The organism is Actinosynnema pretiosum (assembly GCF_002354875.1).
Taxonomy (GTDB): domain Bacteria; phylum Actinomycetota; class Actinomycetes; order Mycobacteriales; family Pseudonocardiaceae; genus Actinosynnema; species Actinosynnema auranticum.
This window is the reverse complement of the sequence record NZ_CP023445.1, coordinates 2,052,413-2,075,063: the sequence shown is the minus strand read 5'-3', so window position 1 is coordinate 2,075,063 and position 22,651 is coordinate 2,052,413. Positions and strand designations below refer to the sequence as shown.

Sequence of the window (22,651 nt, the reverse complement as noted above, 5' to 3'; positions counted from 1 at the left end):
CGCTCAGGCCAAGCCACTTGGGCGGTTCGCTCGGGCCCAGCCACTCGGGCCACGCCGCTCAGGCAAGGCCGGGCCGCTCGGGCCGAGCCGGACCGCTCGAGCCAGCCGCACAGGCCAAGCCACTCGGCCGGATCGCTCGGCCGGAGCGCTCGGGCCGAGCCCCTCAGGGCTGGATGATGTACGCGATCCCCCCGGACCCGCCGCCGACCCCGCCGCCGGGCAGGGGTCGCTTGGTCCGCAGCCACACGTTCTCGAACGCCCGCCGGGGGTACACCCGCCGCACCGACGGGTTGTCCGGCGAGGCCGGGTCGTTGGCGATCACGTCGCCCCGCTCGGTGAACCCGACCACGACCATGATGTGCCCGGCCGTCGAGTACCCCGACCCCGGCAGCTCGTCGGCCTGGAACGCCTGCGAGGTGATCACCGGGACGCCGCGCGCGATGTGCCGCTCCAGCTCCAGCAGCGAGGTCAGCCGGGTGATGTGCGCCCTGAGCCCGAAGTGCGCCGCGTACGCCGTGTTGAACGGCCAGTTCCCCGCGCCCCGGTAGTCGTGGTCGTAGGTGTGCCTGGCCGCGTGGTCCACGGTCGGGTCCGCGTACGACGGGTCGACCCACGAGGTCTCCTCGGGCGTCGGCCCGCGCCCCCAGTACTCCACGACCATCTCGGTGGACGACGGGCTGCACCACGCCTCGCCGCCGCCGTCGTACTCCGGGTACTCCCCCAGGTGCACGTTCTGCGAGTACCGGGGCACGTCCAGCTCGATCCCGCGCGCGGGCCCCGGCCTGCTGGCGGGCACGGTGAACCGGTCCGGCACCGCCGACGCCATCACGCCGACCAGCGACACCGAGGGAGCCGCGGCCTGCCCGACCGCGCGGTGCAGGGTCACCCGGACCTGGTGCGCCACCAGCGGTTCCCCGGCGACGAACGTGTCCACGTCCACCGACCCGTGCTCGTCGGACTGCCCGGACACCGTGGCCCGCTTGATGTCCGCGTCCCCGTGCGCCCAGCGCCCCAGCACGTACCAGCCGCTGGTCCAGCCGTCGCCCACCGACCGGAACTCCACCTGGATCCAGGTGCCCGCGGGCGTGCGGGCGTTCCAGGAGGCCACCGCCTGGGTCGCCGGGAAGCCGAGCCGCCGCACCGGCGAGGTCCAGCGCGCGTACTCGTACGCCCGCCCCTCCCGCTCGACGCGGCCGACCGGCCGGGCCAGCTCCAGCCCGTCCCGCCCGACCAGGGCGCCCTCGAACGTCCCCTGGCGCAGCGAGCCGGCGCTCCACTCGTGGTAGTCCACAGCTCCCCCCGACCGCGCGGCGACCGCGGGGATCGCCGTCGCCGACACCACCGCCACGCACAGCACCGCGCCCGCCGCGAGCAACCTCATGTGGGAGATTGTCGCGGCGGGCGCGGTGGTGGTAAACACCCGACCGGGTCAGGTCACGAGCGGCGCTTGGTCCACACGTCGTAGGCGACGGCGGCCAGCAGCACCAGGCCCTTGACCAGCATCACCTGCTCGCTGGGCGAGCCGATCAGGGACATGCCGTTGTTGATGACGCCCATGATCATGCCGCCGGTGATCGCGCCGACCACCTTGCCGACACCGCCCTGCACGGCCGCGCCGCCGATGAAGGCCGCCGCGATCGCGTCGAGCTCGAACGAGTTGCCCGCCGTCGGGCCGGCCTGGTTGAGCCGACCGGCGAAGATGACGCCCGCGAGCGCGGCCAGCATCCCCATGTTGACGAACAGCCAGAACGTGACCTGCTTGGTCTTCACGCCGGACAGCTGCGCCGCCTGGAGGTTGCCGCCGATCGCGTAGATGTGGCGGCCGAACACCGAGCGGTTGGCGAGCAGCGAGTAGCCCAGCGCCAGCGCCGCGAGCAGCACGAGCACCCACGGCAGGTTGCGGAAGCGGGCCAGCTGCACCACGACGGCCAGCACGAGCACCGCCATGCCGACGATCTTGGCGATGAACACGCCCATCGGCTCGACGGTCTGCTTGTAGCCCAGGCGCGCCTGGCGCTTGCGCAGCTGCGAGAACGCGTAGGCCGCCACGCAGGCGAGGCCGACCAGCAGGGACACCAGGTCCGCGCCGCCCAGCGGGCCGAGCGCCACGTTGCCCAGGTAGCCCTCGGTGAAGCCGTTGGCCAGCGTCCGGATCGGGTCCGGGAACGGGCCGATGCCCTGGTTGCCCAGGACGGTCATGGTGAGGGCGCGGAAGACCAGCATGCCCGCGAGCGTCACGATGAACGCGGGGATGCCGAAGTACGCGATCCAGTACCCCTGCGCCGCGCCGATCATCGCGCCCACCAGGAGCGTGATGAGCACCGCGAGCGGCCAGGCCAGCCCCATCTTCACGGTGAGCACCGCGCAGACCGCGCCGGTCACCGCCACCACCGAGCCCACCGACAGGTCGATGTGCCCGCCGATGATCACCAGGATCATGCCGATCGCGAGGATCAGCACGTAGGAGTTCTGGACGATGATGTTGGAGATGTTCTGGGGCGTGAGCAGCGCGCCGTCGGTCAGCACCGAGAACAGCACCACGATGAACGCGAACGCCACGTAGATGCCGGACTGGCGGATGTTGATCGAGAACTTGTTCCTGGCGCCGGGAGCCGCGGGGGCGACCGGCGGATCGAGTTTGGCGGTGCTCATGTCATCTGTCCCTGGGTCATGTGCTGCATCAGGCGTTCCTGGGTTGCTTCGGCGCGGTCCACCTCACCGGTGATCCGACCGGACGACAGCGCGTACACGCGGTCGCACAGGCCGAGCAGCTCCGGCAGTTCGGAGGAGATCACCAGCACCGCGAGGCCCTGCTCGGCCAGCTCGTTGATGATCGTGTAGATCTCGTACTTCGCGCCGACGTCGATGCCTCGGGTCGGCTCGTCGAGGATCAGCACCTCGGGGTCGGTGAACATCCACTTGGCCAGCACGACCTTCTGCTGGTTGCCGCCGGACAGCGTGCCGACCGTGGTCGCCACGCTGGACGTCTTGATGTTCATGCTCCGCCGGTACTTCTCGGCGACCGCGTGCTCCTCGTTCTCGTTGACCCACGTCCTGGGCGCGAGCTTGCGGAGCGCGGCTGCGGAGATGTTGCGCTGGACGTCGGCGATCAGGTTGAGCCCGTACCGCTTGCGGTCCTCGCTGACGTAGGCGATGCCGTGGGCGATCGCCTGGTCGACGGTCTTGGTGCTGATCTCCTTGCCGTTCTTGAAGACCTTGCCGGAGATGTTGGTCCCGTAGGTCCGCCCGAACAGGCTCATCGCCAGCTCGGTGCGGCCCGCGCCCATCAGCCCGGCGAGGCCGACGATCTCGCCGCGCCGCAGGGTGAGCGAGGCCTTGTCGACCACGACCCGGTCGGCCTGGACGGGGCTGTGCACCGTCCAGTCCTCGATCCGCAGCACCTCGTCGCCGATCTTCGGCTCGCGGGGCGGGTAGCGGTTCTCCAGGTCGCGGCCGACCATGCCGGAGATGATCCGGTCCTCGGTGAGCCCCTCGGCGGGCAGCGTCTCGATGGTCTGGCCGTCGCGCAGGATCGTGATGTTGTCCGCGATCCGCGTGATCTCGTTGAGCTTGTGCGAGATGATCACCGAGGTGATCCCCTCGTTCCGGAGCCCTTCGAGCAGGTCGAGGAGGTGGGCCGAGTCCTCGTCGTTGAGCGCCGCGGTGGGCTCGTCGAGGATGAGCAGCTTCACCTCCTTCGACAGGGCCTTCGCGATCTCCACCAGCTGCTGCTTGCCCACGCCGATGTCGCTGACCTGCGTCACCGGGTTCTCCCGGAGGCCGACGCGGGCCAGCAGCTCGGCTGCCTCGTGGTTGGTCCTGTTCCAGTCGATCAGGCCCTTGGAGGCGCGCTCGTTGCCCAGGAACATGTTCTCCGCGATGGAGAGCTGCGGGGCGAGCGCCAACTCCTGGTGAATGATCACGATGCCGAGCCGCTCGCTGTCGCGGACGGTCGAGAACGCGACCGGCTGCCCGTCGTAGACGATCTCGCCTTCGTAGGAGCCGTGCGGGTGCACCCCGGAGAGCACCTTCATCAGCGTGGACTTGCCAGCGCCGTTCTCCCCGCAGATCGCGTGGATCTCACCGCGCTGAACGGCGAAGTTGACGTCGCTCAGCGCGGTGACCCCCGCGAACCTCTTGGTGATGCCGCGCATCACCAGGATGTCGTCGGTCATCGTTACTTCAGCTCATCCGCCGTGTAGTAGCCGGTCTCCACGAGCTCCTTCTCCCAGTTCGACTTGTCGATGGCGACGAAGTCGAGCAGGTAGGCCGGGACGACCTTCTTGCCGTTGTTGTAGTCGGTCTCGTTGTTGACCTCGGGCTTCTCGCCCTTGAGCAGCGCGTCCGCCATCTTGACCGTCACGTCGGCCAGCTTGCGGGTGTCCTTGTGCACGGTGGCGTACTGCTCGCCCGCGATGATCGACTTGACCGAGGCGACCTCGGCGTCCTGGCCGGTCACGATCGGCCAGGGCTGGCCCGCCGTGCCGTAGCCGCTGGACTTGAGCGCGGAGAGGATGCCGATGGAGATGCCGTCGTAGGGCGAGAGGACGCCCGCGACCTTGTCACCGCCGGAGTAGGTGGAGGTGATCAGGTCCTCCATGCGGCGCTGCGCGGTGGCCGGGTCCCAGCGCAGGGTGGCCGCCACCTTGAAGTCCTTCTGGCCGCTCTTGACGACGAGGGTGCCCTTGTCGATGTGCGGCTGGAGGACGGACATCGCGCCGTTGAAGAAGAACGGGGCGTTGTTGTCGTCCGGCGAGCCGCCGAACAGCTCGATGTTCAGCGGGCCGGTCGCGGAGCCGGGGGAGCCATCGGCGTTGATGACCTTGAGACCGGTCAGCAGGGAGGTGGCCTGCTGGACGCCGACCTTGAAGTTGTCGAACGAGGCGTAGTAGTCGACGTTCGGCGAGTCCAGGATGAGCCGGTCGTAGGAGATGACCGGGATGTTCTGGGCCTTGGCCTGCTCCAGCTGGTTGCTGAGGGCCTTGCCGTCGATCGAGGCCACGATCAGGAGCTTGGCGCCCTTGGTGATCTGGTTCTCGAGCTGGTTGACCTGCGTCGGGATCTGGTCCTCGGCGTACTGGAGGTCGACCTTGTAGCCCTTGGCCTCCAGGGCCTGCTTGATGTTGTCCCCGTCGTGCACCCAGCGCTCGGAGGACTTGGTGGGCATCGTGACGCCGATCAGGGCGCCCTCGGTGTCCCCGCCCTTCTGGTCCACCGTCTTCTCAGCCGACCCGCAGGCCGACAGTGACACAGCCAGCGCCGCGGCGCTGAACGCCGCGACGATCTTCGGAAACTTCATTGTTTCTCCTCCGGGTGTTGCGTGGCGGTGTTGCCCGCGCCGGTGGTGCTGGCGCGGTGGTGCCGGGGGTGGCGAACCCCACCGGTCCTGACCACCACCCTGACGACGCAGAGTAGTGGTCTGGACCAGCGGGGTTCGACCGGGCTCGTTAGCGGAGCCCCTGCGCCAGGCGGTAGTACGCCTGGTTCCAGCGGAGCCGGTCCGCGAACTGCTCCGTGGTGGTGCTCTCGTCGATCAGCACCAGTTCGGTTTCCGACATCTGGGCGAAGTCCCGCAGGACCTCGGAGCCGACGGCCTGCGTCAGCACGGTGTGGTGCGGCCCGCCCGCGGTCAGCCAGGACTCGGCGGACACGGCCAGCGACGGCGCGGGCTTCCAGACCGCGCGCGCCACCGGCAGGGCGGGCAGGGGCTCGTCCGGGGCCACGACGTCGATGTCGTTGGCCACCAGGCGGAAGCGGTCGCCGAGGTCGGACATGCCGATCACGGTGGCCGGACCCTCCAGGGCGTCGAAGACCAGGCGGACCGGGTCCTCGCGCCCGCCGATGCCCAGCGGGTGGATCTCGCAGGACGGGGTGCCCTTCGCGATGGTCGGGCACACCTCCAGCATGTGCGCGCCGAGGATCTTCTCCTCGCCGGGCACCAGGTGGTAGGTGTAGTCCTCCATGAAGGAGGTGCCCTTCCCGGTGCCCTCGCCCATGGCCTTGACGGCCGTGAGCAGCACCGAGGTCTTCCAGTCGCCCTCGCCGCCGAAGCCGTAGCCGTCGGCCATCAGGCGCTGGACCGCCAGGCCCGGCAGCTGCCGGAGCCCGCCGAGGTCCTCGAAGTTCGTGGTGAACGCGCCGAAGCCGCCGTCGACCAGGAAGCGGCGCATCCCGGCCTCGATGCGGGCCGCGTAGCGCAGCGAGTCGTGCCGGTCTCCGCCCTTGGCCAGCTCGGGCGCCAGCCGGTACAGCTCGGCGTAGTCGGCGACCAGCGAGTCGATCTCGTCCTCGCCGACCGCGTCGACCACGGCCACCAGGTCGTTGACGCCGTAGGTGTTGACCGAGACGCCGAAGCGCAGCTCCGCCTCGACCTTGTCGCCCTCGGTGACCGCGACGTCGCGCATGTTGTCGCCGAAGCGCGCCAGGCGCAGGTTCCGCAGCGTGTTGTGGCCCGTGGCCGCCCGCACCCACGCGTCGACCCGGCTGAGCACGCGCGGGTCGGTGGCGTGGCCGACGACGGTCTTGCGCGGCACGCCCAGCCTGGTCTGGATGAACGCGAACTCGCGGTCGCCGTGGGCGGCCTGGTTCAGGTTCATGAAGTCCATGTCGATGGTCGACCACGGCAGGGACTCGTTGAGCTGGGTGTGCAGGTGCAGCAGCGGCTTGCGCAGCGCGTCCAGCCCGGTGATCCACATCTTGGCGGGCGAGAACGTGTGCATCCACGCGATCACGCCGATGCAGTCCGGGTCGGCGTTCGCCTCCAGCATCACCTTGCGGATGGCGCCGGAGTCGGTGAGCACGGGCTTGCTGACGATCTCGGCCGAGATCCGGCCTGCGCCGGCCAGCATCCGCTGGATCTGCAGGGACTGGTCGGCGACCTGATCCAGGGTCTCCGGGCCGTACAGGTGCTGGGAGCCGGTGAGGAACCAGACCTGGGGTGTCGCCGCGGCGGGCATCGTGCGTCCTCCTCGTGGGCTCATTGCCCGTAGACGTTCTGGTAGCGCGCGTAGAGGCTGTCGATGTGCTCCTGCGCGATCCGCTCGGGCTTGCCGAGCTGGAACGCGTGGTGCACGGTGCGCGCCACGTCCTCCAGCATCACGGCCGCCTTCACCGCGTCCTTGGCGTCCTTGCCGATGGTGAAGGGCCCGTGGCCGTGCATGAGGACCGCCCGCGAGCGGCTGTTCGCGAGGGTCTCGACGATGCCCTGGCCGATCGAGTCGTCGCCGATCAGCGCGAACGGGCCGACCGGGATGTCCCCGCCGAACTCGTCGGCCATCATCGTGATGACGCACGGGATGGACTCGCCGCGCGCGGCCCACGCGGTGGCGAACGTCGAGTGGGTGTGCACGACGCCGCCCACGTGGGGCATGTGCCGGTACACGTAGGCGTGCGCGGCGGTGTCGGAGGACGGCGAGTGGTCGCCCTCGACGAGGTTGCCGTGCAGGTCGGTGACGACCATGGCCTCGGGCCCGAGGTCGTCGTAGGAGACGCCGGAGGGCTTGATGACCATCAGGTCCTGGTCGGGCACGCGCGCGGAGACGTTGCCCGCGGTCCAGATGACCAGCTCGTACTTGGTCAGCTGCGCGTGCAGGGACGCGACGGTCCTGCGGATGTCGGCGATGGCGGACACGGTCAGCTCTCCTCCCCCAGCGCCTCGCGGCGGCCGGCCTTCAGGCGGTGCATGACCTCGTTGGCGCCGCGGCCGAAGTAGTCGTGCAGCTCCTGGTACTCGGTGAACAGGCGCTCGTACGCCTGCACGTTCGCCTCGATCGGCTGGTACACGCCCTTGAGCAGGGAGCCCATGGCCAGCGCGGCGGCGCGGATGTCCGGGTAGGCGCCCGCGGCCACGGCGGCGTGCAGCGCGGAGCCGAGCGCGGGGCCCTGCTCGGAGCCGATGACCGACAGCGGCAGGTTGGTGACGTCGGCGTAGATCTGCATGAGCAGCTTGTTGCGCAGCAGGCCGCCCGCGATCACCAGCTCGGTCACCGGGACGCCCGCGTCGGTGAAGGTGTCGACGATGACGCGGGTGCCGAAGGCGGTGGCCTCCAGCAGGGCGCGGTAGGTGTCCTCGGCGCGGGTGGCCAGGGTCTGGCCGACGACGACGCCGGACAGCTCGTGGTCGACCAGGACCGAGCGGTTGCCGCTGTGCCAGTCGAGCGCGACCAGGCCGTGCTGGCCGATCTTCTGCTCGGCGGCCAGCTCGGTGAGCAGCTCGTGGGTGGAGATGCCGCGCTCGCGCGCGGTCTCGTGGTACGAGGCGGGCACCTGGTGCTGGACGAACCAGCCGAAGATGTCGCCGACGCCGCTCTGACCGGCCTCGTAGCCCCACAGGCCGGGGACGATGCCGCCCTCGACGACGCCGCACATGCCGGGCACCTCGGCGAGGTGGTCGCCGTTCATGACGTGGCAGGTGGAGGTGCCCATGATGGCGACCATCTGGCCGGGCTCGACGGCCTGCGCGGCGGGCGCGGTGACGTGCGCGTCGACGTTGCCGACGGAGACCGCGATGCCCTCGGTCAGGCCGGTCCAGGCGGCGGCCTGGGCGGACAGGCCGCCCGCGCGGTCGCCGAGCTGGCCGAGGGGGTGCTCCAGCTTGGTGGAGACGAAGTCGGCGAAGCCGGGGTTGAGGGCGGCCAGGAACTCCGGGGACGGGTAGTTGCCGTCCTGGTAGATGCCCTTGTAACCCGCGGTGCAGGCGTTGCGGACGTAGGTGCCGGTGAGCTGCCAGACGATCCAGTCGGCGGCCTCGACCCAGTGGTCGATCGCGGCGTAGACGTCGGGGGCCTCTTCGAGGATCTGCAGGCCCTTGGCGAACTCCCACTCGGAGGAGATCAGGCCGCCGTAGCGGGGCAGCCAGGACTCGCCGCGCTCCTGCGCCAGCCGGTTGATCCGGTCGGCCTGGCCCTGGGCGGCGTGGTGCTTCCAGAGCTTGACGAAGGCGTGCGGGTGGTCGGCGAACTCGGGGAGCTCGCACAGCGGCGTGCCGCTGGAGTTCACCGGGACCATCGTGCAGGCGGTGAAGTCGGTGCCCACGCCGATGACGTCGGCGGCGTCGACGCCCGCGTCCGCGAGCGCGGCGGGGATCGCGTTGCGCAGGACGTCGACGTAGTCCTGCGGGACCTGGAGGGCCCACTCGGGGGGCAGCGCCCGTCCACCGGGGGTGGTCCGGTCGAGCACACCGTGCCGGTATTCGTGCACCGCGGTGCCGAGCTCGGCGCCATCGCTGACCCGGACCACGACGGCGCGGCCGGACAGCGTGCCGAAATCGACTCCCACGACCAGGGGATCATTCGCCATGAGCGAGGAGTGTTATCGCTAACATTCGGCCCGTCAAGCCCCCGGTGCAACGTGGGCTTAACCGTGATGTGAACGCGCACGACTGCGGAGGGCACACGAGTAACCCGCGCGTTACCCGGCGCGGTTGGTCCTGGACAGGGGGCGTGTGACACACGCTACTCCCTCAGGGCTACAACTTGGTCACGCTGGGTACCGGAACGGGCGACGGTTGGGTCGGAAGCGTCACCGGTGTGGGGTGACGTGATCACTTCCAGGCACAGGTTCCCCGCCAGGCGGACGCAGAAACCCTCGGATGGGGGACAACTGAACGAGGGAGGTAGGTGGTTCGGCGGTCCGCGCCCGGCCCCGCCGGGCCCTCCCCCGCTCAGCTCCGAGGCGGCGCGACGCTGTCGCGGACCACCAGGCTCGGCGCGACGGTCCGCCTCGGCGCGCCCAGCTCCGTCCCGGCCACCTGCGCCAGCAGCAGCCCGAGGGTCTCCCGCGCCACCGCGTCGAAGTCCGGTCGCACGGTGGTCAGCGGCGGGATGAAGAACGCCGCCTCCGGCACGTCGTCGAAGCCCACCAGGCTCACGTCGTCCGGCACCCGTCTGCCGCGCTCGCTCATCGCCCGCAGGATGCCCAGCGCCAGGTGGTCGTTCGCCGCGAAGATCGCCGTCACCTCCGGCATCCGCGCCAGCATCAGCCCGGCCCGGTACCCGGACGCCGCGCTCCAGTCCGCCGCGACCACCGGCGGCACCTCGGCGCCCGCCTCCTCCAGCGCCCGGCGCCACCCGCGCACCCGGCCCTCGCTGTCGTACCAGTCCGGCGGCCCCGACACGTGCCACACCGTCTGGTGCCCGTGGTCCAGCAGGTGCCGCACGGCGGCGAGCGCGCCCGCCTCCTGGTCGACCGTCACGAGCGCCGACGCCCGCTCGGGGTCGCCGTCGACCGCGACCAGCGGCACGCCGTCCGGCACGTCGGCCAGCGCCGCGCTCGCCGAGTCGGTCGGCGCGATGACGACTATGCCCGCCACGCGCTGGTCCCGGTGCCGCTCGATGGCCTCGGAGATCGACGCCCGGTCCAGGCTCTTGACCAGCCCGACGCTGACCGCGAACCCCGCCTCCGCCGCCGCCTGCTCGACCGCCGCCAGCAGCCAGGCGGGCCCGTACAGGGTGGAGTTCTGCGCGACCACCCCGATGACCTGCGAGCGCCCGGTGACCAGCGCGCGGGCCGCGCGGTTGGGCCGGTAGCCCAGCTCCGCGATCGCGGCCCGCACCCGGAGCCTGGTCTGCTCGCGGACGTTGGGGTGGCCGTTCAGCACGCGCGACACGGTCTGGTGGGACACGCCCGCCAGCTTCGCGACGTCCGTCATCGCGGGATCGCGCGTGGTCCTGTTGTCCACTCCTGCCCCACCTTCAACTCAGCTGATCGAGCAACGCGGCCAACCGGCCGGAAAGCCACACGTGTTAGCGATAACAACGGTCTACCACGGTAGGAGTCGCCACCGTCCATTGTCCACCGTTCGGACATCGCGTTCCGGCATTCGGCCGATTGCCGCAGCGCCGCGGACGCGCCCGCTCCGGGTGGACCTCGGCGAGCCGGTGGACGCGCCGCGGGAACGGCGCCCGGTCGCGGAGTGGTGCGAACTCGACCCCGCAGAGCGGGAAGTGCGGCGGTTTCCCGGAAATCGGGCGGAGCGCGCCGGAGAAGTCACCGGTCGGGGGCGTGCGCGGTCGCCCGTCGAGCGCGGCGCAGGCCCCGAACACCCGCGGCGGCAGCGCACCTCGATCGTGGACCAACCGCTTTTCCCGCCGATTCTGAGCGCTTTTCCCCGCTGGTGGGAAAAACGGGCTCCACGGGTGATCGCCGTCCCGTTCCGGTGCGCGGTGGTCGACGCGAAGAGGGTGGCGCACAACGTTTTCCCGTCGTGGGAGCAGACCGGGTCCCGGTGCTCGGCGGCGCTCCCGGCGGCGCCGAGGCCCCCGGCCGGGACCGCGGGGGCGGCCGAGACCGCCCCCGCGCCCACCAGCGGGGCCGTCGCCGGGAGGTCTCCCGCGAGCGGGAGACCCCTCCTCGGTAACGGCACCCGGATCACCCGACCTTGAACGTCGCGCGCTTGCGCGCGTCGGAGCTGCCCGGCTCGGCCACGACGAGCCTGCCGCTGTCGTGCGAGAGGTACCCGGTCTTGTTGTCGTGCGGGCGCAGCGACACCGCCGTCTTGTCGGCGAGCCCCTCGACCCGGGCGAAGCTGGCCGCGCGCCCGTAGGCGTCGGTGTCCTCGTACGGGTCGACCCGGATCGTCGCGCCGTCGACCACCCGCGCGTACCGGTTGGGGTAGTTGACCGACTGGAGCGCGACCGTGCCCGCGCCGAAGAAGCCCGGCACGAAGCGGAACTGCGAGTCGGCGACGGTGCGGACGTTGCCGTCCACCCGCAGCTTGTAGTCGTAGTGCCGCACGAACAGGTTCGGCGCGTCGAGCGGCGACAGCCTGCTGATGGGGCCGCCCCTGCCGACCGGGACGCCGAACGACGGGGTGCCGTCGTCGTTCCAGTGCACCCGCTGCACGCGGGCGTGCCGGTTCGGGTCGAACAGCGGGTCGCCGGTGATGTCCCGGTAGTCGCGGGCGTGGTAGACCATGACGTCCGCGCCCTCGACCGTGGTGAACGAGTTGTGGCCGGGCCCGTACTGGCTCGTCTCGGCGCTGGTGGTGAAGACCGGGGTCTGCGTCTTGGTCCACGAGCGCGCGTCGAGCAGGTTCGCGTTCTCGTCGGCGGTGAGCAGGCCCATGCAGTAGCGGGAGTCGGTGGCGCTGGCCGAGTAGGTGACGAACACCCGGCCATTGCGGATCAGCACCGCCGCGCCCTCGTTCACCTTGAAGCCCTGGGTCTCCCAGCTCAGCGTGGGGACGGCGATCCGGACCGGCGCGGACCCCAGCGCCAGCGGCGAGGCCATCTCGGCGATGTAGAGGTTGCTGTTGGTGGCGATGCCCGGTTCGCTCTGCGCCCACAGGAAGTACCGCTTGCCCCGGTGCTCGAACGTGGTGGCGTCCAGGGTGAAGGTGTCCCACGCGGTGGTCATCTGACCGCGCAGCACCCAGCCGTCGGCGCGCGGGTCGGCGTTGGCCGATTCGAGGACGTAGGTGCGGATGCGGAACGGCTCGTTCGAGTCGCCCGCCGCGAAGTAGACGTACCACTTGCCGTCGATGCGGTGCAGCTCCGGCGCCCAGATGTAGCCGCCCATCTTGCCGGAGGCGGGCCGCCGCCAGATGGTGCGCTCGCGGGCGGTCGTCAGGCCGTCGAGGGTCGACGCGCCCCGGATGACGATGCGGTCGTACTCGGGGACCGAGCCGGTCAGGTAGTACATGCCGTCGGTGGGCGGGGTGACGAACGGGTCGGCGCGCTGCTCGACCAGCGGGCTGCGGGTGGGCAGGGCGGGCGTGACGTCGATGGCCGCCTGGCCGGGCACGGCCTGCGCCGACACCCCTTGCGCGGCAGCGGCCCGCGACTCCTGGGCCGACGCGGTGGTGGCGCCGAGCGCGGGGATCGCGCTCGCGGCGGCGAGCGCCCCTCCGGCGCGCAGCAGTGACCTGCGGTCGAGCGTGCTCACTGACGGCTCCTGTCCTTGATGCGGAGGAAGGTCACGGAGTGCGGCGGGAACGTGTGGGTGAAGGAGTTGGAGACCTTCACCTTCTCCTCGGTGGGCCGGATCGGCTGGGAGAACTCGGTGTTGACGTCGTCGGCGTAGCCCTTGAGCACGGTGGCCCTGACCGTGCCGGAGATCTTGGCCTTGGGCCCGAAGTCGAGCCTGGTGCGGGCGGCGCTCGCCTGGGCGTTGACCACCTTGACGATCAGCTCGCCGGTCTTGGCGTCGCGGGTGACGACCTGGCGGAACGGCTCGACCACCTTGTCGTCGCTGAACTCGCCCCACTTGGCGCCGTCCAGGTAGAGCGTCACCTTCCGGCCCCTGATCTGCGCCTTGAGCTCGTACTCGCGCCCGGTCTCCACCGAGGTGGAGTCGGTGATCACCGTGCTCTTGGCCCCGTTGACGTGCTTCTCGACCGCGGACTGGGTGTTGTTCCAGCCGCCGACGTTCCACCAGTAGTAGTTGCCGGTGTCCTTCACGCCGAAGGCGAGCAGGAAGCCCTCCTTGCCGGACTGCTTGGTGGCCTTGACGGTCACGTCGTAGTCGCGCCAGGAGCGGTCGCCCGCCGTGACGAGGGTGTTCTCGGTGACGGCGTCGGACTGGGCGAACCTCCCGTCCCGCACCGCCCAGCTGCCGCCGGAGGTCCTGGTCCAGTTCGCGTCCCCGGCGGAGAAGTCGTCGGAGAACAGCGTGGCGCCGTCCGGCGCGGTGACCTCCACGTCGTCGTAGCAGGCGGCGGTCGCCCAGGTGGACAGGCCGATCGCGCCGGTGATGGGCTCCAGCGCGGAGGGCGTGCCCGACGCGGTGCTGGGCACCACGTGGTCGCCGGTGTTCGTCATGAACAGCTTCTGCACCTCGTAGCTGGGCGAGCCCCACGACGCGTGGTTGTTGAACCAGATCATGTCCGGCTTCCACTGCACGTGGTCCTCGTTGGACAGCAGCGGCGCGTAGGAGGCCATCTTGACCACGTCGGCGTTGCGCTCCAGGCCGGTCATGTAGGCGGCCTCGGAGAGCGCGTTGAACCACTTGTTGTCCCGCGAGGCGTACTCGCCCAGGAACACCTTGGGGCCGTTGCGGTCGTACGAGTCGTACCGGTTGTTGTTCTCCAGGAACCACTCCGGCGCGCGGTAGTAGTGCTCGTCGACCAGCGCGGTGCCCTCGGCGCGGTTCAGCTCCCACAGCCGGTCGAACGTGGCGCCGGAGGAGTCGGGGCCGGAGTTGCCGACGATGGTGATCTCCGGGTGCTTCGCCTCGATGACCCGCTTGAACTCCACGAACCTGGCGAAGTACTCGTTCGGCAGGTTCTCCTCGTTGCCGACGGCCAGGTACTTGAGGTTGAACGGCTTGGGGTGCCCGGCCTCGGCGCGCTTGCGACCCCAGGTGGAGTCGGCGGGGCCGTTGGCGTACTCGATGAGGTCGAGCGCGTCCTGCACGTGCCGCTGGAGCAGCTGCGGGTCGTCGGTGGCGCGGTTCTGGCCGCAGCCGGTGACCAGCGCGGGCACCACGGGCAGCGGCGTGGCGCCGATGTCCTCGGAGAACTGGAAGTACTCGTGGTAGCCGAGGCCGTAGGACTGGTTGTAGCCCCAGAAGTTCCAGTTGGTGGCGCGGGTCTCGACCGGTCCGATGGTGTCCTTCCACTGGTACGAGCGGCGGCGCTCGAAGTTCGACGCCTGGTCGTAGCCGTAGTGGCTGCCGGTGTTGACCAGGCAGCCGCCGGGGAAGCGGACGAAGCCGGGCCTCAGGTCGGCGATCTTCTGCGCGAGGTCCTTGCGCAGCCCGTGCCCCTTGAAGGTGTCCTGCGGGATGAGCGAGACCACGTCCAGCCGCAGCGTGCCCGCGCCCGCGCCGTTCACCAGCAGCCTGCCGGTGGTGGACGAGGCGCGGGCGCGGAACGAGCCGGTGTACTCGGCCCACTCGTCGCCGCGCACCGTGAGGCTGAGCGACTGGGCCAGGTCCTTGCCCGCCGGGTCGGTGAGCGCGACGGTGAGCTTGGTGCCGGAAGCCTGGTCGGTGCGCGCCCAGACGGAGAAGTCGTAGCGCGCGGACTGCTCGACGTTGATCCCGCTGTTGTAGCCGGAGTTGATGACGCCCGAGGGCAGCCCGAGCTTGAGGTAGCGGCGGTTGCGCTCGTTCATGCGGCCGTCGTCGTCGACGACCTGCGGGTCGCCGCCGGTGGGCGCCCACGAGGTGAGGCCGGTGTAGGCGGCGTTGTCGGCGGGGTCGTACTCGAAGGAGCGGTTCTGCACGAGCTCGGCGTACAGGCCGCCGTCGGCTGCGCGGTTGATGTCCTCGTAGAAGACGCCGTACATGGTGTCGTCGATCGCCGCGCCCCTGCCGGACGGGTCGATCGTCATCGTGTAGTCGGCCTCCGCCGCCGCCCCGGTCGCGGGGACGGCGACGAGCAGGCTGGTGGCGAGGGCAACCGCCAGTGCGCGGTTCATCCGGTGGACTCCTCGTCGAGTCGTGGGTCGAGTCGTGGAGCGTCGGTCGTGGTGCGGCGGCGGGGTTCTGGTGATCACGGGAAGGCCGCGCGGACGCGGTCCAGCTCGGCCTTGGTGACCGGCAGGACGGTGCCGTGGCGGGGGCGCGCGGGCAGCTGGTGGCCGGTGGACGGGGTCCACCGGCCGGACGCCAGGTCGGTGGTCTCGAACGGCACGTAGCCGCGACCGCCGAACTCGTCGATCAGCAGGTACCAGCGGTCCTCGGTGTTGGACTTGAACACCGTGGGTCCCTCACCGCGCTCGACGGCTCCCTTGCCGATGCAGTCGGCGACGTGCTCGTAGGAGGTGGAGCGCAGCGAGGTGGAGCGCTCGGCGAGGATGAACTTGCTGCACGGCGTGGTGGACGTGGTGTTCCGCTCGTCCTTGGTGAAGCGGTAGTACTGGCCGCCGTGCTCGATGACGGTGGAGTCGATCACCGAGTAGCCGGGGTCCACCCACACCTGCGGCTCGCTGAAGGTGCGGAAGTCGCGGGTGGTGGCGTAGAGCATCCGGTTGTGGGTGTCGCCGGTGTGCTCGGGGTCGTCCTCGGCGTAGAGCTTGGAGGCCCAGAACACCACGTACGCGCCGATGCTCTTGTCGTAGTACGCCTCGGGCGCCCAGGTGTTGCCCGCCGTGTCGGGGGCGACGCGCACGTGCCGCTGCTGCGACCAGGTGACGAGGTCGGTGGACTCCCACACCTCGACGTGCTTGCTCCCCTTGCGCTGCACCAGGTCCCAGTTCCCGTTGCCGTGGATCTTGAGGTCGGTGGCGACGAGGTAGAACTTGTCGCCCTCGGGCGAGCGGATGAGGAACGGGTCGCGCACGCCGCGGTCGCCCTGCTCGGAGGTGAGCACCGGCTCGCCGCCGTTCAGCTCGTCCCACAGCAGCGGGGTGTTGCCGCGCGAGGCGGCGAAGTGCACCTGCTCGCCGGTCGCGGCGCCCTCGCCGGTGAAGTAGCCGAAGAAGTAGCCCTCGTGCGCGGCGCGCTCCGGCATCGGGGTGACGGAGAGTGCGAAGTGCCGAAGCTCCGTTCGGCTTCCCGATCCCACCGAGGCGGTGAGCCGGACCTGCCTCGCGGGCTGCCCGTGCGCGGGCCTGGTGACCTCGCCGGTGGGCGTGACGACGTCGGGGGCGCTGGAGGTCCAGGTCACCGCCGTGCCGTGCAGGCCGGTGGTGGGCAGGGTGAGGTTGCCGCGCACGTCGTGGGCGTCCCAGACGGTCAGCGCCCTCGCGGCCTCGGCGACCTTCTCGCGGTCGGTGGGCCGCGGGCGGACGGTGACCGCGAAGAGCCTGCGCTGCTCGGCGCCGCCCCTGGTGGTGGTCGCCGTGAGCAGCGCCAACGACGGCAGGAGGCCGGCGCGCGGGCGGGTCACCTTCCCGGTGGCCGAGACCGCGCCGGGATTGGTGGAGTGCCAGGAGATCGTGGTGTCGTGCGGGCCCGAGGTGGGCAGCGCGAGGTCCTCGGTGATGAGCGAGGTGTCGCCGATGGTCAGCGACGCGCTGTCGCGGCGGACGCGTTCACGGTCGGGGGTGAAGCCGAGGTCGTGCGCCTCGTCGGCGCTCAGAGCCCTGTTGTACAGCCGGAAGTCGCGCACCTCGCCCTTGAGGTGGCGGTCGCCGGGGTAGACCGATCGGCCGATGTGGTTGGCCTTCGTGGACCCGCTACCGATGTCGCCGGGGCGGATCGTCACGTCGGTGCGCCTGGCCACCTCCACGCCGTCCTCGTAGAGCACCGCGGTGCTCCCGGTCTGGGTGTAGGTGAGCGTCTTCCACACGTCGCGCCGCAGGTCGCGGCCCGAGCTGGTGGTCTGCTCGGTGGCCCAGTTCCCGGTGGCGATCGAGCTGCGGTAGGCGTTGCCGGTGGTGAACAGGTAGCCGTCGCCCGCACTGCCGTTCGTGTTCCCGATGCCCCAGACGAAGTAGGGCGTGGCCTGGTCGGGCGCGATGCGGACCTGGATGGACGCGGTGACGGAGTCGAGGCCGCGCAGCAGGTCGTCCGGGAGGTCGACGTGGCCGTCGACGCCGCCGAGGTGGAGGCCGTCGCGCCCGCCGGGGGCGGCGTCGCCGCTGATCACGGCGTCGCGGCGGGAGGGGGACGCGTCGTGCGCGGTTGTCCCGGAGGACTCGGTGAGCGGGTAGTGGGCGATCAGCCCGCCCGGCGCCGAGGCGACCGCGGGGGTGACCGGGGCGAGCGGCACGAGGGCGAGCGCCACCACCGCTGCGAGGGGACGGGGACGGGGCAGAACGGGAGCCATGGGCATCGCTCTCGTCGTGCGCGGCGGGTGTGGCCGCGCGTCGTGAACAGGTACGTCCGGGTGTTGACGTGCGCTGAGTCACAAAAGTGAGCGCTAACATAGGTCGGTTTCAACCTGCGTGTCAAGCGTGCAACGTCGAGGTTTCTGGGGGGTTGACGGACGGTATGTGAGCGTTCACTCTTGTCCACCAGGTGACCGAGGTGACCCTGGTCACGCGGTCCCGCCGTCCGCGAGTTCACCGTGGTTCACGTGGAGGATGCCCGTGCTGAAGAAGATCACCGCCGCCGCGTGCGCCGCCTTGATCGGCGCCCTCAGCCTCACCGCCTGCGGGTCGTCCGGTTCCGGCGACTCCGGCTCCTCCGGGGGCGGCGGGGACGACAAGATCACGATGGGGTTCGCCCAGGTCGGCGCCGAGAGCGGGTGGCGCACCGCGAACACCAAGTCCGTGCAGGAGGCCGCCGCGGCGGCGGGCGTGGACCTGAAGTTCTTCGACGCGCAGCAGAAGCAGGAGAACCAGCTCAAGGCGATCCGGTCGTACATCCAGCAGAAGGTCGACGTCATCGCCTTCAGCCCGGTGGTCGAGACCGGCTGGGACACCGTGCTGCTGGAGGCCCAGCGCGCCAACATCCCGGTGATCCTCACCGACCGCGCGGTCGACTCCGAGGACACCTCGCTGTACAAGACCTTCCTCGGCTCGGACTTCGTCGAGGAGGGCCGCAAGGCCGGTGACTGGCTGGTCGCCAACGTGCAGGGCGAGGTGAACGTCGCGGAGCTCCAGGGCACCACCGGCGCCGCCCCGGCGATCGACCGCAAGGCCGGGTTCGAGGAGAAGATCGCGGGCAAGTCGAACATCAAGGTCGTGGCCTCGCAGACCGGTGACTTCACCCGGTCCGGCGGCAAGCAGGTCATGGAGGCGTTCCTCAAGTCCAACCCGGAGATCAACGTCGTCTACGCGCACAACGACGACATGGGTCTCGGCGCCATCGAGGCCATCAAGGCCGCGGGCAAGGTTCCCGGCAAGGACATCAAGATCATCACGGTGGACGCCGTCAAGGACGGCATGACCGCGCTGGCCAACGGCGAGATCAACTTCATCGTGGAGTGCAACCCGCTCCTGGGCGAGCAGCTGATGGACCTGGCCAAGAAGGTCGTGGCGGGCGAGGAGATCCCGGCCCGCGTGGTGACCGAGGAGACCACGTTCACCAGCGAGCAGGCCAAGGCCGCGCTGCCCGACCGCAAGTACTGACCCGCACCGCGCGGCGGCTCGACGGCGGGCCGCCGCGCGTCCGGGCGCCGCGCCCGGCTCGCGCACAAGCCGCGGGCGCGGCCGAGCCGTCCCGGTCCCCGCGCGGACCGGGACGGCTCCCCCTGAGCCGCGGTCCCCGCCATCCTCCGGGTGTGGTGGCGGGGACCGCGCCCACTTCTCCCCCAGCGGTGGAGGCTGACCACATGACCGGACCGGTCGTCGACATGCGCGGGATCTCGGTCGAGTTCCCCGGTGTGAAGGCGTTGCAGGAGGTGGACTTCCGGCTGCTGCCCGGCGAGGTCCACGCGCTGATGGGCGAGAACGGGGCTGGCAAGTCCACCCTGATCAAGGCGCTGACCGGCGTGCACCCGCTCGCCGCCGGGGAGATCACCCTCGGCGGGGAGGGCGTGTCGTTCAGCGGACCGGCGCAGGCGCAGGACGCCGGGATCAGCACCGTGTACCAGGAGGTCGCGCTGTGCGCGAACCTCACCGTGGCCGAGAACATCCTGCTGGGGCGCGAACCCCGCCGGTTCGGCGCGATCGACGGGCGCGCGATGCGCGCGCGGGCGCGGGAGCTGCTCGCCCGCATCGGTCTCGACGTCGATCCGGGGTCCGTGCTGGCCAGCCACCCCATCGCCGTGCGGCAGCTCGTCGCGATCGCCCGCGCGGTCGCCGTGGACGCGCGCGTGCTGGTGCTGGACGAGCCGACCTCCAGCCTGGACGCCGACGAGGTCGCCGAGCTGTTCCGCATCGTGCGGGTGCTGCGCGACGAGGGCGTCGCGGTGCTGTTCGTGTCGCACTTCCTGGAGCAGGTCTACGAGATCTCCGACCGGATGACGGTGCTGCGCAACGGTCGGGTCGTGGGCGAGTGGAAGACCTCGGAGCTGAGCCGGATCGACCTGGTGACCGCCATGCTCGGGCGCGAGCTGGGCGTGCTGGAGGAGATCGAGCACCGGGCGGACAAGGGCCGCAGCGGCGGCGCGCTGCTGGTGGCGGAGGGGTTGGGGCGCAAGGGCGCCATCGAGCCCTTCGACCTGGAGGTGCACGCGGGCGAGGTGGTCGGGCTGGCCGGGCTGCTCGGGTCGGGGCGCACCGAGCTGGCGCGGTTGCTGTTCGGCGCGGACAAGGCCGATTCGGGAACGATCGTGTTCGGCGGGAAGCCGTTGCGGCTCAGCGGTCCGCGCGGCGCGATCGCGGCCGGGATCGCGTTCTCCTCCGAGGACCGCAAGGGCGAGGGCGTGGTCGCGGATCTGAGCATCCGGGACAACCTGGTCCTGGCGGTGCAGGCCGCGCGCGGGTGGGCCAGGCCCGTGCCGCGCAGGCAGGCCGACGAGCTGGTCGCGAAGTACCTGGCGATGCTGGACATCCGGCCCGCCAACCCCGACGCGCTGGTCGGCACGCTCTCCGGCGGCAACCAGCAGAAGGTGCTGCTGGCGCGGTGGCTGGTGACCGAGCCGAAGCTGCTGATCCTGGACGAGCCGACCAGGGGCATCGACGTCGGCGCGAAGGCGCAGATCCAGAAGCTGGTGGCGGAGCTGTCCGCCGAGGGCATGGCGGTGCTGTTCATCTCCGCGGAACTGGAGGAAGTCGTGCGCGTCTCCGACCGCGTGGTCGTGCTGCGCGACCGGCGCAAGGTCGCCGAGCTGTCCGGGGTCGACCTGGGCGTGGACGAGGTGGTCGAGCTGATCGCCGCCACCCCGGACAACCGGGTCGCGTCGTGAACCGCCGGTTGCTGTGGCCGCTGCTGGCGCTGGCCGCGCTGCTGCTGCTGAACCTGGTGGCGAACCCGTCGTTCTTCGCGCTGCGCCTGCAGGACGGGCACCTGTTCGGCAGCCTGGTGGACGTGCTGCGCAACGGCGCGCCCACGCTGCTGATCGCGCTCGGCATGACGCTGGTGATCGCCACCAGGGGCATCGACCTGTCGGTCGGCGCGGTCGTGGCGATCGCCGGAGCGGTGACCTGCACGCACATCGCCGGTGGTGGCGGCGCGCTGGGCGGGATGGCGCTGGCGCTGGCGCTGTGCGCGGTGCTGGGGCTGTGGAACGGGTTCCTGGTGTCGGTGCTGGGGATCCAGCCGATCATCGCGACGCTGGTGCTGATGACCGCGGGTCGGGGCATCGCGATGCTGGTGACCGAGGGGCAGATCATCACGGTCGACAACCCGGCGTTCCGGGAGATCGGCGCGGGGTTCCTGTTCCTGCCCATCTCGATCCTGATCAGCCTCGCCGCGCTGGCCGCGACCGCGCTGGTGACCCGGCGGACCGCGCTCGGGATGCTGATCGAGTCGGTGGGGGTGAACCCGGAGGCCAGCAGGCTGGCCGGGGTGCGCTCCCGGACGATCATCTGGACGGTGTACGTGTTCGCGGCGCTGTGCGCGGGCGTCGCCGGGCTGATGATCAGCTCGAACGTGAGCGCGGCGGACGCCAACAACGCGGGGCTGTGGATCGAGATGGACGCGATCCTGGCCGTGGTGATCGGCGGGACGTCGCTGGCGGGCGGGCGGTACTCGCTGACCGGGACGCTGCTGGGCGCGCTGGTGATCCAGACGCTCACCACGACGATCTACACGATCGGCGTCCCGCCGGAGGTCACGCTGGTGTTCAAGGCGATCGTGGTGATCGCGGTGTGCCTGCTCCAGGCGCCCGCGCTCAGCCGGGTGTTCGCGCGACGTGAGGCGGTGGCGGCATGACGACCGTTCTGGAGCCGCAGCTCCCCGTGAAGGCCGGGCCGAGGGCGCCGTCGCGGTTCCTGCCGGTGATCGCGACGTTCGTGGTGTTCGTGCTGACCTTCGGGGCCGGGTCGGTGGCCTACGAGGGGTTCGCCAGCGGGCAGGTGGTGGCGAACCTGTTCATCGACAACGCGTTCCTGATCGTGCTGGCGGTCGGGATGACGTTCGTGATCCTGACCGGCGGGATCGACCTGTCGGTCGGGTCGGTGATCGCGCTGTCGACGATGATCGCGGCGGCGGCGCTGCGGGCGGGGTGGCCGCCGGTGCTGGTCGTGGTGGCGGTGCTGGCCACCGGGTCGCTGCTGGGGTTCCTGATGGGGCTGGTGATCCACAAGTTCGGGGTGCAGCCGTTCATCGTGACGCTGGCGGGGATGTTCCTGGCGCGCGGGTTGTGCTTCGTGATCAGCGTGGAGTCGATCTCGATCAAGGACAAGGGGTTCCGGTCGTTGGCCACGGCGACGATCGAGCTGCCGGGGGGTGTGACGATCACGCCGCCGGTGGTGATCGCGTTGGTGGTCGTGGCGGTGGCGGCGTACGTGCTGCACCTGACGCGGTTCGGGCGGACGGTGTACGCGGTCGGCGGGAGCGAGGCTTCGGCCCGGTTGATGGGGTTGCGGACCGGGCGGGTCAAGGTCGGGGTTTACGTGATCAGCGGGTTCTGCTCGTCGTTGGCGGGGTTGCTGTTCGCGTTGTACATGCTGTCGGGGTACAGCCTGCACGGGGTCGGGATGGAGTTGGACGCCATCGCGGCTGTTGTGGTGGGCGGGAGTCTGCTCTCGGGCGGGGTCGGGTTCGTGGTCGGGTCGGTGGTCGGGGTGCTGGTGCTCGGGACCGTGCAGACGCTGATCTCGTTCCAGGGGACGTTGAGCTCGTGGTGGACGAAGATCGTGATCGGCGGGTTGTTGTTGGCGTTCATCGCGTTGCAGCGGTTGATCGTGCGGCGGTCCGGGAGTTAGCGGTCCGGGAGTTAGCGGCCCGGTCCCGCTCGAACCCGGTTCGGTCAAGAGTTGACGTAGGGCTCCTC

At 70.6% G+C, this 22,651-nt stretch carries 15 protein-coding genes; 4 read left to right on the top strand and 11 right to left on the bottom strand.

Annotated elements, in window-relative coordinates:
* Positions 1-163: 163 nt before the first annotated feature.
* The 11 genes from CNX65_RS09325 to CNX65_RS09270 all read right to left on the bottom strand — a co-directional run bounded on the left by CNX65_RS09325 (position 164) and on the right by CNX65_RS09270 (position 17,653).
* Complete coding sequence (locus CNX65_RS09325; protein WP_096492412.1) at positions 164-1,381, bottom strand: C39 family peptidase; 1,218 nt, start codon at positions 1,379-1,381, stop codon at positions 164-166.
* Between the two features lie 53 nt (positions 1,382-1,434).
* On the bottom strand, positions 1,435-2,652 hold the full coding sequence (gene mmsB / locus CNX65_RS09320) for a multiple monosaccharide ABC transporter permease (RefSeq protein ID WP_096492411.1): 1,218 nt from the start codon (positions 2,650-2,652) through the stop codon (positions 1,435-1,437).
* Complete coding sequence (gene mmsA, locus CNX65_RS09315) at positions 2,649-4,175, bottom strand: multiple monosaccharide ABC transporter ATP-binding protein (protein WP_096492410.1); 1,527 nt, start codon at positions 4,173-4,175, stop codon at positions 2,649-2,651. Before mmsA ends, mmsB begins: the two co-directional genes overlap by 4 nt.
* Positions 4,176-4,177: 2 nt before the next feature.
* Positions 4,178-5,299: a multiple monosaccharide ABC transporter substrate-binding protein gene (gene chvE, locus CNX65_RS09310; RefSeq protein WP_096492409.1), complete on the bottom strand. Its 1,122-nt coding sequence runs from the start codon at positions 5,297-5,299 to the stop codon at positions 4,178-4,180.
* Between the two features lie 148 nt (positions 5,300-5,447).
* The gene (araA, locus tag CNX65_RS09305; protein WP_096492408.1) at positions 5,448-6,956 is read right to left on the bottom strand and encodes an L-arabinose isomerase; all 1,509 of its coding nucleotides are present in this window, start codon (positions 6,954-6,956) and stop codon (positions 5,448-5,450) included.
* 20 nt (positions 6,957-6,976) lie between these two features.
* Entirely contained in the window at positions 6,977-7,630 is a 654-nt protein-coding gene (locus CNX65_RS09300; RefSeq protein WP_177154639.1) for an L-ribulose-5-phosphate 4-epimerase, read from the bottom strand.
* 2 nt (positions 7,631-7,632) lie between these two features.
* The gene (gene araB / locus CNX65_RS09295) at positions 7,633-9,297 is read right to left on the bottom strand and encodes a ribulokinase (RefSeq protein WP_096492407.1); all 1,665 of its coding nucleotides are present in this window, start codon (positions 9,295-9,297) and stop codon (positions 7,633-7,635) included.
* A 364-nt stretch (positions 9,298-9,661) separates the two neighbouring features.
* A complete protein-coding gene (locus CNX65_RS09290) occupies positions 9,662-10,678 on the bottom strand; it encodes a LacI family DNA-binding transcriptional regulator (protein ID WP_198320448.1) in 1,017 nt (338 codons plus the stop codon).
* A gap of 689 nt (positions 10,679-11,367) precedes the next feature.
* Complete coding sequence (locus tag CNX65_RS09280) at positions 11,368-12,882, bottom strand: family 43 glycosylhydrolase (RefSeq protein WP_096492405.1); 1,515 nt, start codon at positions 12,880-12,882, stop codon at positions 11,368-11,370.
* On the bottom strand, positions 12,879-15,359 hold the full coding sequence (locus tag CNX65_RS09275; RefSeq protein ID WP_096492404.1) for an alpha-L-arabinofuranosidase C-terminal domain-containing protein: 2,481 nt from the start codon (positions 15,357-15,359) through the stop codon (positions 12,879-12,881). The genes CNX65_RS09280 and CNX65_RS09275 overlap by 4 nt, the downstream gene beginning before the upstream one ends.
* Positions 15,360-15,433: 74 nt before the next feature.
* Complete coding sequence (locus CNX65_RS09270; RefSeq protein WP_096492403.1) at positions 15,434-17,653, bottom strand: immunoglobulin-like domain-containing protein; 2,220 nt, start codon at positions 17,651-17,653, stop codon at positions 15,434-15,436.
* A 262-nt stretch (positions 17,654-17,915) separates the two neighbouring features.
* Between CNX65_RS09270 and CNX65_RS09265 the strand changes: the two genes are divergently transcribed.
* The 4 genes from CNX65_RS09265 to yjfF all read left to right on the top strand — a co-directional run bounded on the left by CNX65_RS09265 (position 17,916) and on the right by yjfF (position 22,583).
* Positions 17,916-18,899: an ABC transporter substrate-binding protein gene (locus CNX65_RS09265; protein ID WP_096492402.1), complete on the top strand. Its 984-nt coding sequence runs from the start codon at positions 17,916-17,918 to the stop codon at positions 18,897-18,899.
* 203 nt (positions 18,900-19,102) lie between these two features.
* Positions 19,103-20,620, top strand: coding sequence for a sugar ABC transporter ATP-binding protein (locus CNX65_RS09260; RefSeq protein ID WP_096492401.1), 1,518 nt, complete (start codon positions 19,103-19,105; stop codon positions 20,618-20,620).
* Positions 20,617-21,588 carry an ABC transporter permease gene (locus CNX65_RS09255; protein WP_096492400.1) on the top strand — a complete coding sequence of 324 codons (972 nt, stop codon included), beginning with the start codon at positions 20,617-20,619 and terminating at the stop codon, positions 21,586-21,588. The genes CNX65_RS09260 and CNX65_RS09255 overlap by 4 nt, the downstream gene beginning before the upstream one ends.
* Entirely contained in the window at positions 21,585-22,583 is a 999-nt protein-coding gene (yjfF, locus tag CNX65_RS09250; protein ID WP_096492399.1) for a galactofuranose ABC transporter, permease protein YjfF, read from the top strand. Before CNX65_RS09255 ends, yjfF begins: the two co-directional genes overlap by 4 nt.
* Positions 22,584-22,651 lie beyond the last annotated feature (68 nt).

Coding starts and splice junctions, on each gene's coding strand:
- CNX65_RS09270 (WP_096492403.1), bottom strand. CDS start 17,653: ATGGCTCCCGTTCTGCCCCGTCCCCGTCCCCTCGCAGCGGTGGTGGCG.
- mmsB (WP_096492411.1), bottom strand. CDS start 2,652: ATGAGCACCGCCAAACTCGATCCGCCGGTCGCCCCCGCGGCTCCCGGC.
- CNX65_RS09325 (WP_096492412.1), bottom strand. CDS start 1,381: ATGAGGTTGCTCGCGGCGGGCGCGGTGCTGTGCGTGGCGGTGGTGTCG.
- CNX65_RS09260 (WP_096492401.1), top strand. CDS start 19,103: ATGACCGGACCGGTCGTCGACATGCGCGGGATCTCGGTCGAGTTCCCC.
- mmsA (WP_096492410.1), bottom strand. CDS start 4,175: ATGACCGACGACATCCTGGTGATGCGCGGCATCACCAAGAGGTTCGCG.
- chvE (WP_096492409.1), bottom strand. CDS start 5,299: ATGAAGTTTCCGAAGATCGTCGCGGCGTTCAGCGCCGCGGCGCTGGCT.
- araA (WP_096492408.1), bottom strand. CDS start 6,956: ATGCCCGCCGCGGCGACACCCCAGGTCTGGTTCCTCACCGGCTCCCAG.
- araB (WP_096492407.1), bottom strand. CDS start 9,297: ATGGCGAATGATCCCCTGGTCGTGGGAGTCGATTTCGGCACGCTGTCC.
- yjfF (WP_096492399.1), top strand. CDS start 21,585: ATGACGACCGTTCTGGAGCCGCAGCTCCCCGTGAAGGCCGGGCCGAGG.
- CNX65_RS09275 (WP_096492404.1), bottom strand. CDS start 15,359: ATGAACCGCGCACTGGCGGTTGCCCTCGCCACCAGCCTGCTCGTCGCC.